Origin of the sequence: uncultured Clostridium sp. (genome assembly GCF_900547735.1) — a bacterium.
Lineage (GTDB): Bacteria > Bacillota > Clostridia > Lachnospirales > Lachnospiraceae > Otoolea.
Genome location: NZ_URHZ01000045.1, coordinates 24,068 through 43,198, shown reverse-complemented (window position 1 = coordinate 43,198; position 19,131 = coordinate 24,068). Strand labels below are relative to the sequence as shown.

At 49.7% G+C, this 19,131-nt stretch carries 14 protein-coding genes; 4 read left to right on the top strand and 10 right to left on the bottom strand.

Features of this window, described 5'->3' with window-relative positions; genetic code table 11:
* Positions 1–55: 55 nt before the first annotated feature.
* Positions 56–934, bottom strand: a complete 879-nt coding sequence (locus QZT18_RS14580; RefSeq protein ID WP_294148724.1) for an AraC family transcriptional regulator — start codon at positions 932–934, stop codon at positions 56–58.
* Between the two features lie 470 nt (positions 935–1,404).
* Between QZT18_RS14580 and QZT18_RS14575 the strand changes: the two genes are divergently transcribed.
* Positions 1,405–2,808, top strand: coding sequence for a sodium/glutamate symporter (locus tag QZT18_RS14575; RefSeq protein ID WP_294148723.1), 1,404 nt, complete (start codon positions 1,405–1,407; stop codon positions 2,806–2,808).
* A gap of 56 nt (positions 2,809–2,864) precedes the next feature.
* Entirely contained in the window at positions 2,865–3,947 is a 1,083-nt protein-coding gene (locus tag QZT18_RS14570) for an NAD(P)-dependent oxidoreductase (protein WP_294148722.1), read from the top strand.
* Positions 3,948–4,325: 378 nt separating this feature from the next.
* Here QZT18_RS14570 and QZT18_RS14565 read toward each other — a convergent pair whose 3' ends face one another.
* Complete coding sequence (locus QZT18_RS14565; protein ID WP_294148721.1) at positions 4,326–5,687, bottom strand: GntP family permease; 1,362 nt, start codon at positions 5,685–5,687, stop codon at positions 4,326–4,328.
* 88 nt (positions 5,688–5,775) lie between these two features.
* A complete protein-coding gene (ilvD, locus tag QZT18_RS14560; RefSeq protein WP_294148720.1) occupies positions 5,776–7,434 on the bottom strand; it encodes a dihydroxy-acid dehydratase in 1,659 nt (552 codons plus the stop codon).
* A gap of 252 nt (positions 7,435–7,686) precedes the next feature.
* Here ilvD and QZT18_RS14555 point away from each other — a divergent pair, with 252 nt between their 5' ends.
* Complete coding sequence (locus QZT18_RS14555) at positions 7,687–8,655, top strand: LysR family transcriptional regulator (protein WP_294148719.1); 969 nt, start codon at positions 7,687–7,689, stop codon at positions 8,653–8,655.
* A gap of 49 nt (positions 8,656–8,704) precedes the next feature.
* Here QZT18_RS14555 and QZT18_RS14550 read toward each other — a convergent pair whose 3' ends face one another.
* The 7 genes from QZT18_RS14550 to QZT18_RS14520 form a co-directional block, all read right to left on the bottom strand.
* Complete coding sequence (locus tag QZT18_RS14550; protein WP_294148718.1) at positions 8,705–9,784, bottom strand: alcohol dehydrogenase; 1,080 nt, start codon at positions 9,782–9,784, stop codon at positions 8,705–8,707.
* Between the two features lie 184 nt (positions 9,785–9,968).
* Positions 9,969–11,150, bottom strand: coding sequence for a ribose-phosphate pyrophosphokinase (locus QZT18_RS14545; RefSeq protein WP_294148717.1), 1,182 nt, complete (start codon positions 11,148–11,150; stop codon positions 9,969–9,971).
* 758 nt (positions 11,151–11,908) lie between these two features.
* On the bottom strand, positions 11,909–12,910 hold the full coding sequence (locus QZT18_RS14540; RefSeq protein WP_294148716.1) for an ATP-binding protein: 1,002 nt from the start codon (positions 12,908–12,910) through the stop codon (positions 11,909–11,911).
* A 13-nt stretch (positions 12,911–12,923) separates the two neighbouring features.
* Complete coding sequence (locus QZT18_RS14535) at positions 12,924–14,051, bottom strand: DnaD domain protein (RefSeq protein WP_294148715.1); 1,128 nt, start codon at positions 14,049–14,051, stop codon at positions 12,924–12,926.
* Between the two features lie 303 nt (positions 14,052–14,354).
* On the bottom strand, positions 14,355–15,734 hold the full coding sequence (murC, locus tag QZT18_RS14530; RefSeq protein ID WP_294148714.1) for a UDP-N-acetylmuramate--L-alanine ligase: 1,380 nt from the start codon (positions 15,732–15,734) through the stop codon (positions 14,355–14,357).
* Between the two features lie 254 nt (positions 15,735–15,988).
* Entirely contained in the window at positions 15,989–16,507 is a 519-nt protein-coding gene (locus tag QZT18_RS14525) for a QueT transporter family protein (protein WP_125141302.1), read from the bottom strand.
* A gap of 127 nt (positions 16,508–16,634) precedes the next feature.
* Positions 16,635–18,164 (bottom strand): helix-turn-helix transcriptional regulator, encoded by a 1,530-nt coding sequence (locus QZT18_RS14520; RefSeq protein WP_294148713.1) that lies wholly within the window; start codon positions 18,162–18,164, stop codon positions 16,635–16,637.
* A gap of 293 nt (positions 18,165–18,457) precedes the next feature.
* Between QZT18_RS14520 and QZT18_RS14515 the strand changes: the two genes are divergently transcribed.
* Complete coding sequence (locus QZT18_RS14515) at positions 18,458–19,129, top strand: flavin reductase family protein (protein ID WP_294148712.1); 672 nt, start codon at positions 18,458–18,460, stop codon at positions 19,127–19,129.
* Positions 19,130–19,131: the final 2 nt, after the last annotated feature.

Below are 19,131 nucleotides of genomic sequence, written 5' to 3'. Positions count from 1 at the left end.
TCACCATCCCGAACCCCGACCGTCCCGGCGGCGTTCTCATTCCTCAACTAAATCCTCATGCCTTTATTCCCTCTATGATTTTCCCATCCTTTCCTTCTACCACCACAAGTTCCCTTTTGGCATTCTGATCGCTGTCCTTGTACATCATCGCATACCGTTTCGGCGGCATTCCCGTCAGCTTTTTGAAGGTTCTGATAAAATGCTCATTATTTCGGAAACCTACATTTTCTCCAACTTCCTGGACCCGCATCCCATTTCTGAGAAGTGATCTGGCTTTCAGTATGCGGCAGTTGATGACGTAATCCATCAGGCTGAATCCAGTGCCTTCTTTAAAAATATGGCACAGATGGTATTTGCTCATATAAAAAGTATCGGCAATAGACTGCGTGGTCATGGCTTCTCCCAGATGTTCCTGAATGAAAGTCAGAATCGGAGCCACTTTATCAAGACTCGGATTTGTGTGGACCTCCCCATCCTCAGCCTCGTTGAAATGAGAAAAACAGGTGAGTAAAAAGGTCAGCAATGTGATCGTCTGCCTGATATCCCCGCCGAATTCATGGCCGAAATCTTCGGCGAGCTTGCCATAGAGCGTTTCCAGATATTTTGTATTCTCTTCCGTCAGCGTTGCAACCAGACCGGATCGCTTGCTTCTCGCCTGGAAATTGCTCTGAAGGGATGAAAATTCGTGAAGCATTTCCGATGAAATATGAAAAACCATACAGCGGTACTCTTCATTCGCCACACTTCGGTGAAGAATCGACGAATCAATCAGGAACAACTGTCCCCTGTACAGTGGAAATACCTCCGGCTCCAGAAAAAATACACCTTCTCCGGCAATACAGAGTACAATTTCAATGTCCTCATGGAAATGGGGGCGATCCATGGAATAGGTGTCGTTCTTACTGATATGTACCTCATATTGACATTGTATCATTCCGTCTTCTCCCCTCTCATTTCTATTTCTTACAGTCTATCCATTTCTCTCCCCCGTTACAAGTACTTTTCTTTCCCAGCGCAAGATTCATCATTAAAAAGGCAATTTTTTTACAAAAATGATAGATTTTAAACGCAATAACTGCACTATCTTATTATTTTGCTGCGTTTTTCTGCCATTAATAATTCCCTGTATTCCACTTTTTCTATGGGCTCTTTTATTAATATTGCACTATTAGTTAGAACAAACGATGATTTTTCACACTGTTCTCTTTTATCTCACGCGCATTTTTCTCTTTTTTACCTTAATATTATATAATTTTTATGGCAAATCCCAACAGCAAGATACATCAGTTTTATCCTAAGCAAATGCAGGTATTTGCAGATAAAAGGTGATATAAATAAATCATAAAGTTGATGCGCAGAAACTTGATACACACAGGGGAGTTTAATCAAACGGGAGGTAACACTATGACACTATGGACAGTCTTTACAGACGTCTGCCTTATGGGAATGGTATTTTTGGCAGGCCAGATACTTAGAGCGAAGGTAAAATTCTTTCAAAAGTTTTTAATACCGCCTGCACTGATTGCAGGGTTTCTGGCTCTGATTTTCGGGCCCAACGGATTGGGGATTATTCCTTTCTCCAGCAGCCTCGGCACTTACGCCAGTGTTTTAATCGTCGTTATATTTGCAGCTATGGCAATTGGAGATAAACCGGCTAAGGGCGCCTTGTCCGGTCCCGCTATCGGCGGAATGTTCTTTAACATTACCGGCATTGCGGTTCTCCAGTATGCGGTGGGAATGTTCTTGACCATCTATGTACTGAATCATTTTTACAGCCTGAATCCTGGTTTTGGTCTTATGATGGCAACCGGATATTACGGCGGCCATGGAACAGCGGCGGCAGTCGGCCAGGCGTATGAGGCGCTGGGATGGTCGGAAGCGACCGATTTGGCGTATACTACGGCAACTGTTGGTATTGTCGGAGGCATTATTCTGGGAATTATCATAATCAACTGGGGGGCAAGAAAAAATTATACCAATTATGTCCGCTCTCCCAAGGATCTTCCTGCTTCTATGAAAACAGGCCTGATTCCGAGAGCAGAACAGACTGCCAGCACAAAGGGGACTATCTCAACCATATGTGCCGATCCGATGGCTTTCCATCTGGCGCTTGTCCTGGTTCCGTCCATACTGGGATATGCATTGTCAAAATATCTTGCGCCGATCATCGGTGTTGAGATTCCGGCATTCTGCACCGCGTTGTTATTTGGTTTTATCATGAACTTCTGTCTGAATAAGACCGGCGGAGATAAATATGTGGACAGAGCCAGCATAAACCGTATCAGCGGCACTTCTACCGACTTCCTGATGATTTCAGGAATCGGAGCTTTAAAAACTGGCGTTGTCATCAAATACGCGGTTCCGCTCCTTGTCATATGCGTGGCCGGCTTAATCACAAACTGGATCTGGTTCCTGGTAATCGGAAGGTATTCTTCCGTTAAAGACTGGTTCGAACGTAACATGATGGTATGGGGACACGCCTGCGGCGTCGCAGCCACAGGGGTAATGCTTCAGAGAATTGTGGATCCGGAGCTGAAGTCAAGAGGTATCGAGGATTCCGGTATTTCCGACCTGCTCAACCGGCCGATTATCATCGGACTGCAGATTATCCCTCCGTTACTGATGTCCGCAGTGCCTGTATTCGGTCCTCATCTTGTAACCTGGGGCTGCTTTGGTATCGTAGGTGTTATGGGTGTCATCGCCTATGTATTTAAATGGTGGCGGCCGCCATTTGGAGCCCGTAAAAATGATTCCGGAACGAGTTCCAATTCAACCCCTCTCTACGTTGGAGAAGAGGTCTTTGAATAAAAGCTGATTGTCTGCTATCTGTAAATGAGTCAGCACAAATTGAAGGGAGTTAAATTATGAGCAGAAATTATGATATGATCCATTTTGAAGCACTCGGCGAAGAGGCCAGACATCTTGTAGACGAAACAAAGGCAGCGCAGGAATGCGGACTGATTCCGGCAGACTTACGCTATCTGGTAACCCCTCAGAACCTCCAGGAATTTCTGAATCAGAATCCGGATGAGGAGCTGCCCGATATTATCAGTATTAAAACACATTCCATTATCCCGTCCTCTTATCTGACGGGGACAAAAAAGAGCATTATTACCAGAAGCGCCGGGTATGACCATCTGGAAACGCTGAGTGACAAGGCCAACATTACATCACTTAGAAATTACTGCGTCAACTCCGTCGCCCAGACCGCCATCAAGTTTATGTACGCGGCGGCAGGACTGCTCAACCAGTATACGGTAAATGCCGCCACATTTGAGCGGAACATGACCGCCTCTTTTATGGAACTCACCCCCGACAGGGTGGCAACCGTCTTTGGCGTCGGCAAAATAGGAAAGCGGGCCTATGACCTTGTAAAGGCAAACGGCCTCACCGCCCAGGCAGTTGATATCCGTGAGGAGGAGCTGAAAAAAGTTTACGGCGACAGCGTAAACTTTGTATCGAAAGAGGAAGCCATAAAGAACAGTGACATTATTATTAATGCAATGAATCTTACGAGGATTCCCGACAGTATCTTTTACAATGAGAATTACTTCTCCGAAGACGTTCTCAGGCAGGGTAAGAAGGGGCTGATTTTCATCAACATCACACGCGGTGAAATCGCTCCCGAGGCAGGTCTTCTCCACCTCTACCAGGAAGGAATTATCGGCGGAATCGGCCTGGATGTCTTCACCGCGGAGAATGATTTTTCCCAGTCCTTAAAGTGCCAGAAGCCGGCCGGGGACATTAACCTTCAGTCAGCCAGAAGGCTTCTGGAAATGGCGGAAGACAGGACGGCCAACATCTATGTACAGCCCCATCAGGCATTCAACTCCGACCTCGCCGCTGCTGCCAAAGCGTCCGACACCGTCAAGCACATGATCGAGTGGTTCAAATGCGGCAAAAAGGGGTTTGAAGAACAGCTTCCTTATTACGGCAAGGCAGGCTGATCAGAGGTTTCTTGCATAACACCGTATAGTTTATCAACAGCCCAAGACGGGTATCCGGCACATACCGGTGTCCGTCTTGGGCTGTCGACAAACTGTGTTTTCCTTGTATGGGAGTTTGAGGGTATAACCCTCATTTCAAATCACGTAGGCGGAATTCAGTTCCGTCGTAGTGCTGAACTGCCGATTTCTAGGGGCTTAAGCCCTTGCGCGAGGAAATCGGCAGTTCTTCATTCGATGACTAGAATTTATGGCGTATGCCATGAATTCTACAGAGTGGCGACTTTGTCGACACTCTGAGACGGGTATCCGGTATATACCGGTACCCGTCTTGGACTGACGATGGTAAAAGGCTCCTTACAGTTCTTTTACCCGTTATATTTAAAGAATCATACTGACAATACATGCCGCAGCCAACCCGGCGAACGCCATCACATGCTGCCCAACGCAGAGCGATTTCAACGTGGTCTTAGTGTCATACCCGAAGAGGTTTGCAAAGACCCAGAAAAAGCTGTTGTTTACATGGGAACCGAAGCCGGAACCAGCACAAATTGCGATAAAGGCAACGATTGGGTGAATCAGTCCCGCATTGCAAAGCGGCAGTGTCAGGGTTGAAGCCATGATAACGGCAACCGAGGAGGAACCCTGGACAAATTTTGAAAAGCCGCAGATTAAAAACGGGATAATGATAACCGGCAGGGCGCTGGCTGCCAGGGAATCCGCAAAGAGCACACCGACTCCCGTCGCGTCGATAATCTTTGAAAGAGCGCCGCCCGCAGCCGTAATAAAAATAACCGGTCCGGCTGTGGAAAGGGCATTTGTCATCGCATCATACACCTCGTTCTGAGGAATACATTTTTTCAAAAGCAGGATAGCCGTCACAATACCAAGGGCTAAAGCAATGTTTTTATCTCCTAAAAAGGAGCTGACGGTAAGAAGAGCCGCACCCTCCGGAAGAAGCATGCTGCATGTCGTATTAAAAAGGATTAAAACAATAGGCACCAGGATCGGAAGTATTGATGCCAAAAACGACGGCATAACGGCCGGAGCCGCATTACTCAGTTCAGTTTCCTCTTCGTTTCCGTTTTCACTGTCTTCCAGAGCGATAGCGCTGTCTGAACGCACATACCAGTCATCCGGCTTTTTCTGAAGGAAAAAACGGCAGTATGCCCAGACAACCACAACTACAAACAGGGAGGCTGCCAGTCCCCAGAGAATGGACTGCCCTACATCGATGCCGAGTATGGACGCAATGGACAGCGGAGCAGGCGTCGGTGCCACATAAGTATTTGTGATAAGCAGACCAAGAGCCAGAACCGTCGCCAGAGCGCCCAGCTTTAAGCGGCTCTTTTTTGCTACGGCCTTTGCAATCGGCGCCAGCATGATGAGCGCCACATCACAGAAAACGGGAATTGATACCACGAATCCGGTGGCTGCCAGCGCCACATCCGCATTCTTGTCTCCCGTCAGACGCAGAAGCGTCGTGGCTATTTTTTGTGTAGCATTTGACTTTTCCAGGTACTCTCCCAGAATCGTTCCAAAAATGATAACAATACCAATACTTTTACAAGTGTTTCCAAATCCTCCCGCGATGGCTCCGATCGTGTCCGCGGAACTGACTCCACAGCCCAGTCCAATCACCAGAGAGCCGAAGAGCATCGACATAAAAGGTCCTACCTTTGTCTTCAGCATCAGAAAAAACATTACTGCCAAACCAATTAAAAATGCAACCAATGTCCCCATAACCTACCATTCCTCCTGTGTAATGTTACTGTCCGCTCCGGCCCGGCGCCTCGCGGGATAGATCCGTGTGAACAGTAAATGTGTAATCTCATTTGTTTTCTGAATAAAGCCACAAAGCGCCGTCCTCTGCGCCGCATACGCTTTTCCGGTATGCATTCAGGATCCCTCCTGCCTTATGATCCGGTTTTACAATCTCCTTTCTCCTTTGTTCCAGCTCTTCCTCAGATAGTTCCACCTCAATCCGCTTTTTATTCAAGTCGATTGTGATAATGTCGCCGTTCTTTATGCAGGCAATCGGCCCTTCATCCCATGCCTCGGGAGAAATATGGCCCACACACGGTCCCCTGGACGCGCCCGAAAACCGTCCGTCCGTGATCATTGCCACCGATGTATGAAGTCCCATGCCGATGAGCATGGCGGCCGGAATCGACATTTCCCGCATTCCCGGGCCTCCCTTCGGTCCCTCATAGCGGATGACGAGGACGCATCCCGGCGTAATGTCGGAATTGAGCATACGCTCCATCAGTTCCTCCTCGGAGTCAAAGACCACGGCGGGGCCTTTGTGGTAAAACATGGACGGTTCCACTCCGCTCTTTTTCACCACGGCGCCCTTTGGCGCCAGATTGCCGTGCAGAATGGCAAAACATCCGTCCTCATGCAGCGCCTGCTCCGGGCTGTGAATGACTTCCGGGTTGATTTTACCGGAAAACCGATCAAGCATGTCTCCGAGCGTTCCCCCGAAGGCCATGGGAACCTGCAGATGGAGGTGCTCCCGGATCGCCGTCAGGGATCCCCTGACTCCGCCCGCCTTGTGATAATCATAGAGATTATACTTCGACGAGGGTTTAAACTTGGCAACGACCGGAACGCTCTCCTGAACTCTGTCAAATTCCCTCAGGTCCATATCAAGGCCCAGCACCCGCGCCAGCGCCGTCACATGCATTACGGCATTGGTGGAACCGCCTGTCGCCGAAATATGCATGATGCCGTTGCTGAGAGACTCCCTGGTCAGAAAGGTTCTGGCGCGGATTCCCTCTTTTGTCAGGCCGACGATCCGCTCTCCCACATTCCTTGCCTGCTTCTGTTTTGCCGAAGAACAGAACAGCATTGTTGTGGAATCAACAGGGCACAGCCCCACCACCTCGGCGAACACCCCCATCGTGTTGGCGGTTCCGTACATGGAACAGGTTCCGCAGGAATAGCACATGTTTTCCTTGTAATCCCGGAATGTCTCCTCCGAGATTTTCCCGCTGTTCCTGGCTCCGATGGACTCTTTTAAATCCGATGTCACAAAGGTATTCTCCCCCGTCTCGTAGGGAACCATCGAACCGGCCGTCAAAAACAGGGACGGCAGATTTAAGGACGCGGCCGCCATCAGCATTCCCGGAATAATTTTATCGCAGGAACATAAGAACACCATGCCGTCAAAGGAATGTGCTTCGGCCATGGCCTCGATCGACGCGGCAATAAGGTCTCTCTGAGGGAGCACGTACTGCATTCCCCGAAGCTGGGCCATTCCGTCACAGGGGGCCGGCACCCCGAACTCGGCCGGGACGCCGCCCGCTGCCCAGATTCCTTCCTTTACATAATTTACAAGCTCCTTAAACGGTTTGTGTCCCGGGTTCACGTCATTCCAGGAATTCACTACACCGATTACAGGCTTCTTCAAATCCTGCTCCCGGAATCCGACCGCGCTCATCAGCCCTTCATAATATCCGTCGGCAATATTGTCCCGAATCTCTTCCATATTCTCTCCTTCTTTCATGTTACTGGCCTATTTTTCAGAATGTCTATTCAAATTATTTTTATCCTGAGCCGTCATTTGGCAGATTTACCGTTATCCTGTCTTCCGATTGATTTATCATCTGTTGAGATGATTATACCAGTAAATTTCCACCATGAAAAACAATGAAAGACAGCACTCATCACAAATAAAATATTGTGCCTTGTCTTCTGTTGTGTTAAGCTTTATGGAGTAGATACGGAAAGGAGAATCCCTATGCAGACAAGCCATGAAATGTTTCTGCTGGCAGCCGAGGAGACGAGTTTTACGAAAGCGGCAAACAAAGCCTATATTACGCAGCAGTGCCTGAGCAGCCACATCAAGCGGCTGGAAGATTATTATGGGGTGAGCCTCTTTAACAGAACGCCGAAGCTGACGCTGACGCCGGCGGGCGAACTGCTCCTGCAGTCGCTGCGCCAGATCGAGGTGATCGAGAAAGGCATACAGAATGAATTAATCAATACAAAAGAAGGGAAACAGGGGTCTCTGACTCTGGGAATCAATGCGACGAGGGCGCGGATTCTGCTGCCCGACGTGTTTTGCGGTTACCATGAGAAATTTCCCCATGTCCGCCTGTCGGTCGTGCTGGACGATGCTAAACAGCTTCTGCCCCTCCTTCTGAACGGAAAGATAGATATGTTTGTTGGTGTAAACTGCCCCAGCCATGAACTGCTGGCGCGCAAAATTCTTAAAAATGAACGGATTTATATGATAGCAACCAGGCGCCTGCTGGCGCAGTACGGTGAATTGCCGGATACCGGCGGAAGTGCCGGGGAACACAGTATAAAGCTCGGTGATTTTCCCGGCCTCCCGTTCGTCGGCAACAACAGCAACAGCACATTTAACCAGTTGATCGAACGGTACCTGAACAACTGGAATGTCCAGTTGAATATGATTTTCTTTATCAGCGACTATGAGACGCAGATTCAATTCTGCGCCAGACATCTGGCTGCGGCGTTCTGCCCGGAAATTGTGCTTGAAAAAGTCGCTGCCTTCAACCAGAACCAGGAGGCTGCGGATCAGATCCAGGTCTTCTGCCTGGATGATTTAAATGACTTTCTGAAAATAGAACTGGTCACTCACGCACAGGCTCATCAGCCGCTCTATATGCGGGAATTCATTTCCCTGTTTGAACGGTTTTATGGGGAACTGACGGATAAGGCCGTCTCCTGCTTGAAGCAATAACTTATGAAGCGATAAGCCCCGAAGTAATGACCCATGCCGCTTATTCTCTCTATTCGCCGGCCGTAACCACCCATTTAATGCAGTTATCGTCCTTGGCCTCAAATACCCGGTATCCCTCCATGATCTCCTCAAGGGAGGAGCGGTGGGTAATCAGGAAATCCGTCCTTAAGTCTCCTTTTTCTATCAGGGAAAGAAGTTCCGGACAGCGGTTCGCGTCCACGCCTCCCGTCTTAAATGTCAGGTTTTTCCCGTACATGGACGGCAGCGGGAGAATCTGATTCTCCTCGTACATGGCGACCACGGACACGACTGCGTTCGGCCTTGCCAGTTTCCAGGCCAGTTCAAATGTATCCTTGCCGCCCGCCGCCTCAATGACCGCATCGGCTCCCCTTCCCTCCGTCAGTTTCCTGACTTCGTCTGCCGCGTCCTGCTCTCCGGTATTGACCGTCACATCCGCCAGTCCATTCTGCATAGCCAGGTTCAGGCGGTATGCATCGCGGTCAATCAGAACCACCGTACCGGCGCCCAGGTATTTTGCCGATTCGGCCGCACACAGCCCTACGGGTCCAGCCCCTATAACGGCCACGCAGTCTCCTTTCTGAATCTCCGCAATATCGGCTCCCCAGAAGCCGCTGGAGAGAATATCCCCCGTAAACAGCGCCTCCTCATAGGAAACCGTATCCGGAATCGGAGTAAGTCCCATGTCGGCATAGGGAACCCTGACATACTCGGCCTGACAGCCGTCGATCCGGCATCCCAGTTCCCAGCCTCCATGCTCGCAGTTGTTGACAAATCCTCTTTTACAGTAATAGCAGGTTCCGCAGAACGTTTCACAGTTGGCCGCCACACGCATTCCGGCTTTCAGCTTTGTAACCCCGGAGCCCGTCTCAACCACCTCGCCCGCAAATTCATGCCCCAATATAATACCCGGCGCCGCTCTTGGAACGGCTCCGTTTCTGATATGCAGATCGCTGGTGCAGATTGTAGAGCGGACCACTCTGACAATGGCATCCTTCGGTTCCTGTATAACCGGAACAGGCCTCTCCTCCATGCGGATATCGTTTATACCGTGAAACACTACGGCTTTCATGGTCTGCGGCCTGTTTTGCCTTCCCTGTTTCTGTTCCATCTTCTTACTCCTTCCTGTGATTCCACTTTTTCTCAATATAAAGGACAGAAAGACTCCCCTGAATGAGAATCCCTCTGTCCTGTCTTCCTGTCTGATACCTTTTAAAATTCACACCGGCCTGTCCGCATCCGCATAATGAAATAAAACTGGGTTGAGGCCAAAACGGCTGTGCACATTTTTACAATTAATCTCTGATTCCTGCCCTGTACTTTACAAGCAGCCTGTTAATTCTGCCGGTCGGGTTCAGAAGCTCGCTCAGGGATGCGTCATGGTTCAGGTTGTCGATGATAAGCGCAATATATTTACTCATATCCACATTGATATAATATGGTCTTGAAAGCAGCTCCGGAGTCTGATAAATCAGGTTCGTAGTCAGAATCCTGTCAATCAGGCCGTTGCCGTAGTACTCGTCGAATTTCTGCAGCCCGTTGGTGAAAAGGCCGAAGGTGGAACAGATAAATACCTTCCTGGCTTTTCTGGCCTTTAATTCTTTGGCTACGTCCAGCATGCTCTCTCCTGAAGAAATCATATCGTCCACGATGATGACATCTTTTCCTTCCACACTGGCGCCCAGGAATTCATGAGCCACGATCGGGTTGCGGCCGCCGACAATCTTTGTGTAATCGCGGCGCTTGTAGAACATACCCATATCCAGTCCCAGCACGTTTGCAAAGAATACGGCGCGTGACATGCCGCCCTCATCCGGGCTGATCACCATCATATGGTCGCTGTCAATCTGAAGTTCCGTCTCATACTTGAGAAGATATTTAATAAACTGGTAAATCGGCTGTACGGTCTCAAATCCTTTTAACGGGATCGCGTTCTGGACACGAGGGTCGTGGGCATCGAAGGTAATGATATTCTCCACTCCCATCTCCACCAGCTCTTCCAGGGCCAGGGCACAGTCCAGGGACTCACGTCCCGATCTCTTATGCTGACGGCTCTCATAGAGGAACGGCATAATGACATTGATCCTTCTCGCTTTACCGCCCACAGCCGCAATAATTCTCTTTAAATCCTGGAAATGGTCGTCCGGAGACATATGGTTTACCATTCCGCACAGGGAATAGGTAAGGCTGTAATTACAGATATCCACCAGGATGTATACGTCATCACCGCGCACCGATGCGGAGATGGTTCCCTTTCCTTCACCGGAACCAAATCTCGGCGTGCTGGCGCCGATAATATAGGAGTCTCTCTGATAACCGGAGAATGCGATGGTTGTCTTATGCTCGCTCTCCCTCTCCCTTCTCCATGATACAAGATAGTCATCCACTTTCTTTCCAAGTTCAGCGCATCCTTTGAGCGGGATCAGGCCAAGCGGGCCCACCGGAATCGTCTCAATGATCTTTTCTTCGTACAACATCTCTTTCCTCCAGTATGTCTATATATATTTTAATATAATCGGCCTTTGCTGCCTCCGGCCGTATTGTTCCCAATCAACGTTTCATTTATATCATTATGCACCAGATAAGTCAAGTAAATCAAGGGGTTTGTTATTTTAGTTGAGATGCGGGACGGCTCTGGATAATGGCGGACGGGGGTGGTGGGGGTGGTGAATCTTCAGTCCCGGGGGGTATGATGTCGTGAGGGGGAATCCGGGGAAAAAAATTCCTACGGGGACTCGCTTTCGCTTGTGGAGCGCGCAGCGGATGCTAAGCTCGTAAGAAACCTCGCTAAGCACCGGCGGGCTCCAAGGTCCCCTGCGGAAAGTTTTTCCCCTCCTTCCCCGGGCAGATTATGGCCGGGACTGAAGGCAGGGCAGGGATCGGCCCCGTTCGTCATGTTCAGAGACTCATTGTCCCTTTCGTCAAGTGCGTAACGGGTATTGTCGCTGCCACCACGCAAATTTGACACTTTTACATTCCGTCGGTATCCCTGACTAAATATAATAAAAATCGGAATAGAGAAACCTGAAATATTCAATTTGAGATTATGCAGGCTGAAATTATACAGTCTAAGATTATACGGGTTGAAACTATACAATCTCAGACCGGACATCAGACACTCCCCCGGCATTGATTCCCCACCCGCGGCAACCTGCAGCCCGGGACTGAGGACTCATAATCTCACTCTCACCATCCCGAACCCCGACCGTCACCGGCGGCGTTCTCATTTTTAGACCTAATTTCCCCTTGCTTCTCTTAGTTTCTTCCTGATACGGATATCTTCCCCATAGAGAGGTATCACCTTGTACTGACTCACGATTCTGGACATAATTCGATCGGTAAACTCGTCCCTCATCTCGTTGACCGGCAGATTGGTGGAAATAATCGTGCCCAGCTTCCGGTTCATCCGCTCATTGATCACATAGAATAGCTGGGATGTGGTGAATGTATTGACCAGCTCTGTTCCCAGATCATCGATGATCAGGAGGTCACACTCCAGGAGGTAGCGGGAACGGTCCCGGTCCTCATCGGTGGAGTCATAGGAAAAGCGCTCTTTGGAAAATATCTCAAACATCTCTACCGCCGGCAGATAGACGACGGAATAGCTGAGTTCTATCAGTTCCCTGGCAATGCAGTTGCTTAGGAATGTTTTGCCGAGGCCCGTCTTTCCGGTAAACAGTATATTATCCTTCTTCTGTCCGAAACTGTCCACATACTGTTTGCAGGTGTCCACAACCTGCCGCATGTATTCTCTCGCCGTCTTTTTGCTCCGCTCTCCAATCTTTGTATCGTCGAAATATTCATAGGAAAAATGGTCGAAGTTCTCCCTTTTTAATATCTCCCTGATATTGGACTGGGCGTACAGCAGGTTAATCTCCCGCTGACGGAAGCAGTGGCATTTTTTACCGTTGCAGTAACCGGTGTCCCTGCAGTCGGGGCATTCATACTGCATCTCAAGGTAATCGTCCGGATATCCGTAGGAGGCAAGCAGAACCTGGCGCTCCTCCCGGAGTTCGGCAATGGTCTTCCTGAGCTTCTCAACCGCTCCCTGGTCGCCTGCCAGAAGCTGCTTTGCACTCCGTACCGCAGCAGAGCTGATCTCGTCATTCATCTCCCTGACGGCCGGAATCCTCCGGTATACCTCGCTGGTCCGCCGATCCAGCTCATGTTTATTGTTCAGTTGTTTTTGATTGTAGATCCGCATGATGGAATCATACTGTGAGTTACTGAGTGCCATCTCCACCTCCTGCTCACTCTGCGTGGCCCGTTCCCGGTTCCCCGCTCTTCTGTCCTGCATTGATCATGTCCCAGACCATCTCATCATAATCGTATCCATGTTCCTCCAGATTATGGAAACGGTTGGAAGACCGGCCCTGGCCGCCTTTTCCGGAACGCCCGGAACTGCCAGCCTGGCCGCGGCCGCCCTTATTCTCTTTTGTCTTTTCCTGTTCCCTGCGTATCTTGTCGAGAGCGTCGATATCGCTTTTCGTCCTCACTCCGGCGTCCTTCCAGTCTGAAAGGATCCGGTCGGCATACTGGAAACTGGGGTTATGAATTGTACGGATTGTCCTGTCGCACGCCTCCACGACAATCTCACGCGTAAAGCCGTAGCTCCTGAACCACTTCTCCATCAGTTCGAATTCGGAATCCGCAGGGTTCCTGCCGGTGAGACCCATGGCCTTCATAACGGCAAATGATTCTTTGGAAAAACTTCTGGAGTAGGCCCTGGCCTCCTCTACCGTCATGATCTTCTTCTCATGCCAGTTAAGGGCTACTTTTTCCACATAGCGCAGGCTGGTGTGGCCGTTCTGTGCACAGTACTCCACCAGGAACTCGATGAGTTCCGGCGCCATGTTCAGGTTCTTATACAGATTTACAAACACCTGGCAGTCCACGGGCGTAAATGTTTTATTCAGATATTTCTGGGATATGTATACGAGCTGGGTAAAGGTCTCATCATCCGACAGCGCCTCCATATCGCAGGCACAGGCAGCGCTGGTCTCACGTGCCGCCTGGTTTCCGACGGGCTGATTTGCGGCGGCTCCAAGTTCCGCCGCCCGACAGACTGTTTTCTTCCTGTCCGGTACTGCGGCCTCACCGCGGTATGACGTGCCGGACGCTCCCGCTTCGCGGTCCCCGCCGGATGGTTCAAGCACTCCGGCTTTCTGCCAGTAGGCAAATGCGCGGCGCACGTCGGCTTCCGTATGGTTCAGCGCATCGGCCACCGCCTCCACCGTGATTGCCTCCCCCTCGTGGCGGAGCAGGTAGAGGTACACCTTCACATACTCTCCGTTGGCGTCGGCCATATATTCATCTATAAATTCATTTGCTACCACGGTAAATCTTGCAGAAAACCGGTTTGTAAACTTAAGTTCCATCCCCTCACCATTCCTCGCTTCGGTTCGATCATGATCCGGTATGTACCCGGATACCACTGTCCTTACATAATAACACAGGTCCCTGTAAAAGAAAATAGGCCCACTTATCCACAGATATTGGTGTGGATAATGTGGATAATGTGGACAAAATTGTGTACCGCCTCTGCGATATATACACATTTTTGTCGAAAGCCTTGATTTATCAACGTTCCTGGAATTTCACCCATTTTGCACTGTGGGCAGAAAAAATCCACATAGCTTCTTTACATAAAATGTTGACAACTATGTGGATAATGTGGATAACTAGTGTCCCAACAGCTCTTCTCCAACCTTTACAATGTCTCCGGCCCCCATAGTTATCAACAAATCGCCTTGTGTACAATTTTCCAAAATAAATTTTTCCACATCGGCGAAGGTCGGAAGATACCAGGCATCGACTCCTTTTTCCTTTAAAAGAGCGACAATATCCGCAGAACTGACTCCAAGAGTGTCAGTTTCCCTGGCCGGATAGATGTCGGTCAGCATGACGCAGTCGGCCAGGGAAAGAGCCTCTGCAAACTGGTTTAAAAATGCCCTGGTTCTCGTATAAGTATGCGGCTGGAATGCACAGCAGATGCGCTTATGGGGATAATTCTTTGCGGCCTTCAGTGTGGCCTCTATCTCCTGCGGATGGTGCGCATAGTCGTCAATGATTGTGATTCCCTTCAGTTCACCCTTCTTCTCAAATCTCCGGTTGGTTCCCGTGAACCTTATAAGTCCCCGGCTGATCGCATCCATACCGGCCCCCGCTTCCAGTGACACGGCGATAGCGCCGAGCGCATTGTAAACATTGTGCTCTCCCTGCACGCCCAGGCTGAGACGCTCCCTCTTCTCTCCCTTAATATAGAGATCAAAGGACGGCCTTGCGTACTCATCATACACAATGGCATCCGCGCTGTAGTCGTTTTCCCTGGAGCTGCCAAATGTAATGACCCGTCCGCTCACGTCTTTCGTCAGTTCCTGCCAGTTCTCTATGTCACCGTTTATAATCACGGTTCCGTTCTCCGGGACTTTCTCCATGAAAAGCCTGAAAGAGCGGCGGATATCGTCGATATCCTTGAAGAAATCGAGATGGTCTTCTTCTATATTAAGTACAACCGCCATGGTCGGATAAAACGACAGAAAGCTGTTCGTATATTCACAGGCCTCGGTCACAAAGAATTCGGGACCGCCCACACGGATGTTGCCGCCTATGGAATTCAGGATTCCGCCCACTGATATCGTGGGGTTATTGTCCGCCTCCAGGAAAATCTCCGTCACCATGGATGTGGTCGTCGTCTTTCCGTGGGTTCCGGCAATTGCAATTGCCTCCTTATAATTCTTCATCATCTGCCCGAGAAGATCCGCGCGGCTCATCAGAGGAATCCCTCTCCTCTTCACTTCCATAAACTCCGGATTATCCTCGTGGATGGCTGCCGTATAGACAACCACATCAATTCCATCCTTTATATTTTCAGCCTTCTGACCATAGTAAACCGCGGCCCCTCTGGCCTCAAGATGCTCCGTCAGCTCTGAACTGCGGGCATCGGACCCGGATATCTTAAATCCCTCGTCCATCAGAATCTCTGCCAACCCGCTCATGCTGATTCCGCCGATACCGATAAAGTGAACCGACTGTGGTTTTCCAAAATCAATCTGATACATACTGTTTTCCACCTTTATTTTCTATATTCTGCAGCCTCTATATATAATGTATATGCCGTTTTGATGTCCTTTGCCGTACCCTGTTTTCCATGCGCGGTACGGCACCACTCTAATTTAACTTCTTTTGCTGGAAAATGTCAATAATTTTAAAAGCCCCGGAAAAGAATTATCTCCTTTCCGAGGCTTTTCATTACTTAAATTCCTGTATTTTTACCAGATACCGGTTCCGGCCGGCTTTTTCCCGTTCTTTCCGGTTATCTGGCAGCCGTATTCTCTGCCAGGCATCTGCCAAAAATAGTATTTTTATACCGTTCCAGTACGCGCAGGAGCATATTGCCCAGAACTCCGATTGCCAGAATCTCTCCGATTCCCACTGTGACCATGGCAAATGGGATTAAATCCGCGGAGCCGTAGGCAAAGCGGAGAACCCAGGGGATAATGATCACGTTGGACAGGATCGGGGGAATGCATACCAGATTCCTGTTCCTGCGAAGCCCGTAGGAGCCTAATGCGCCAATCAGCGTTGCCAGGCTTCCGAACACGACGTCAAGCGGCGCCGCCCCGCTGAGCAGGTTCGATAACAGGCAGCCGATAAAGACTCCCGGTACCGCCGCCGGCGTGAAAAACGGCAGGATGCACAGCGCCTCGGAAATCCGGAACTGCACCGGTCCGAAGGAAATCGGGGCAAACGGCACGGTAAGTGCGGTATAAATGGCCGCGATCACCGCTCCATAGGCTAAAAAGTAAACGGTTTTGTTGTTTCTCTCTCTCATATTCAGTTGTCTCCTTTAGTTTTGTTTTAGGTGTGGAAGGTCTCGAACACACCGGTCTTTAATTGTGAAATTTCTTTCAGGTACAGAAGTTTCACGGCCTTATTGCGTAGGTTAGTTTAGCATAGTTTTAATCAGAATGCAACCCGCTCTCCGACAAAAGCCGGTAGTTTCCAGGAGATATCCCTGCCTCCTTCTTAAAAACGGCTCCCAGATAGCTGGTGGTCTGGAACCCCGTCTTCTCCGCAATCTGAGCAAGGCTTAAATCGCTGCCCCGCAACAGCTTTTTGGCATTTTTAAGCTGAATCTCCCGGCTGTAGCGGACAAAGTTCACTCCGAAACGCGCTTTAAAGGCGCGGCTGAAGTAGGCCGGACTGTAACCGCATAAATCCGCCACCTCGTTTAATCCCGGATTATTCATATAATACTGTTCCAGATAGGCGGCCGCCATATCGAGGGGCGTGCTTTTCGGAACCTCGGACTTTAGGCTCCTCGACAGGCTCTGAAGGAACTGGTAGGTCTCGGCCTTGACGTCGTTCATCGTGTTGGCTTTAAAGATCGCGCCGGTGACGGACAAGACTTTTGATGAAATATCCACCGCATCCAGTCCCATGCCGACGCCGTACCCGGCCAGCTCGGAAAGAATGGAGACCGACAACGACTTTATATAGGAAGAATCCGCATTCTGCATGGCAAGCCCGGCAAAGATATGGTTGAGTGTTTCCGCACAGAGAGAATCGTCCTGTGTTGTGACCGCAACGATCAAATCCTTTTTCCCCTGCTCCCGGAGGGCGGGCGAGCCGCCTGCCTTCGATGTTTTCCCCCGCTCGGAGGAAGGGCTGTGATAGCGCAGAAGCTGTCCCGGCCCGGCCATAAACGACTGCTCCAGCGCCCGGAAGGACTGCTCATAGGCGCGGCAGAGCAAAGCCGGAGCCGCACAAAAGCAGCTCATTCCGATTGAAACGGAATATCCCGTCACCTTTTTAATCTCCGACAGGAGCAGTTCGGCGCACCGGGCGGCATAATCTTCCGCATCCTCCCCGGTTAAATCACGGCAGTTGAGCAGCACCACCACCTTGTCCGTCCCCATCAGCGTGGCAGATACGGCGCTGTACCCCCTCTCCAGTACCTTTCTGGTGCTGTTGAGCAGGGTTCTCTTAAGCCGGTACCGGTAAACGTTATCCCTCTTTTCGCAGACCGTCCAAAAATCATCAAACACAATGGTAAAGACAATCTGCGGATTTATCTTGATATGCATGGTCCGAAACAGGAAATCCAGCTCCAGGATACGCTCCGGATGGCCGTATATCATGTCGTTCACATACTCCGAAGCCAATATATCCTTAAACATCTCCGCCGAAAAGACTTCCCGTCCGTCCGCTACATTAGCCAGGCTGATCAGCCTGAACTCCGGATACAGCGTTTTCATCATCCCGATCTGCTCCGGCGACTCCGCAATGAGGCTCGCGAGGCAGATATCTCTCTTCTCCCGAACCGCTTTCAAAATGCCCGGCGTAATATGGAGGGCGTCGATAAATAACAGACACGGTTCAGAACCGGAAAGGAGTTCTCCGATCTCCCCGGCGCTCTCGGCAAAATATGGATTGAAATGTAAAAAAAACGACATTGACTCTTTTTTGACCGCGCATATCACGTTCATAAAAATCCCCCTGTCTCCCTGTATTCCGGCCGTTTTCGTTTCATTACCCTTTCAAACCAAATTAGCACAAATGTCAAAAAAACACAATAGCACCGCAAAAAATTGAATTTCAACTTTTTCACCGCTTTACTATAATGAATTTAAGTTAGGCGGCCGCCATACAGCACATATTTATTAGTACACTTTGATCAATATGTTTCCACCAGTACATTTCCACTAGTACATTTCCACTAGTACATTTCGCCGGTGGAATTTTGATTAAATCGTGTTTCATAACCAGAGGAGGATATCAGATGTTTTACGAACCATCAAAAAACAACCATGGATTGCAGAGAAATCCATTTAAATCCTGTTCCGTTCCGCGTGTGATCGGATGGATTTCCACGAAAAATGAGGACGGCAGCGACAATCTCGCGCCTTACAGCCAGTTCACCAACCTGACCTTTGATCCGCCGATTGTACTTTTTTCATCCAACCAGAACGTGATCGGCGACCGCAAAAATACCGTCAAAAACATTGAAAGAACCGGGGAGTTTGTCTACAACATGGTGTCCTGGGACTTGAGGGAAGCAATGAACCTCTCTTCCATCTTTGAAGTTCCGGAAGGGGTAAAAGATAAATTTGAATATGCAGGAGTTTCGAAGGTTCCCTCCAACCTGATCGACGTTATGCGGGTGGCGGAATCACCGGTCCAGTATGAGTGCCGCTACATGCAGACCATACGGATTCCGGGCAGCGACACGCTGGCCACGGTGGACTGCATCATTGCGGAGGTAATCGGAATCCACATTGCGGACGAATTTTTACTTCCCAACGGCAAGATTGATATCTGCAGCATCAAACCCGTTGCCCGCCTGGGATATTTTGATTTTACCGTAGTCAATAATTCCTTTGAGATGGCTCCGCCGAAGGTGAGCCCGGAGAAACAGAAATTAGTGGACAAGGGACTGGAAGGAAAAGTGTAACG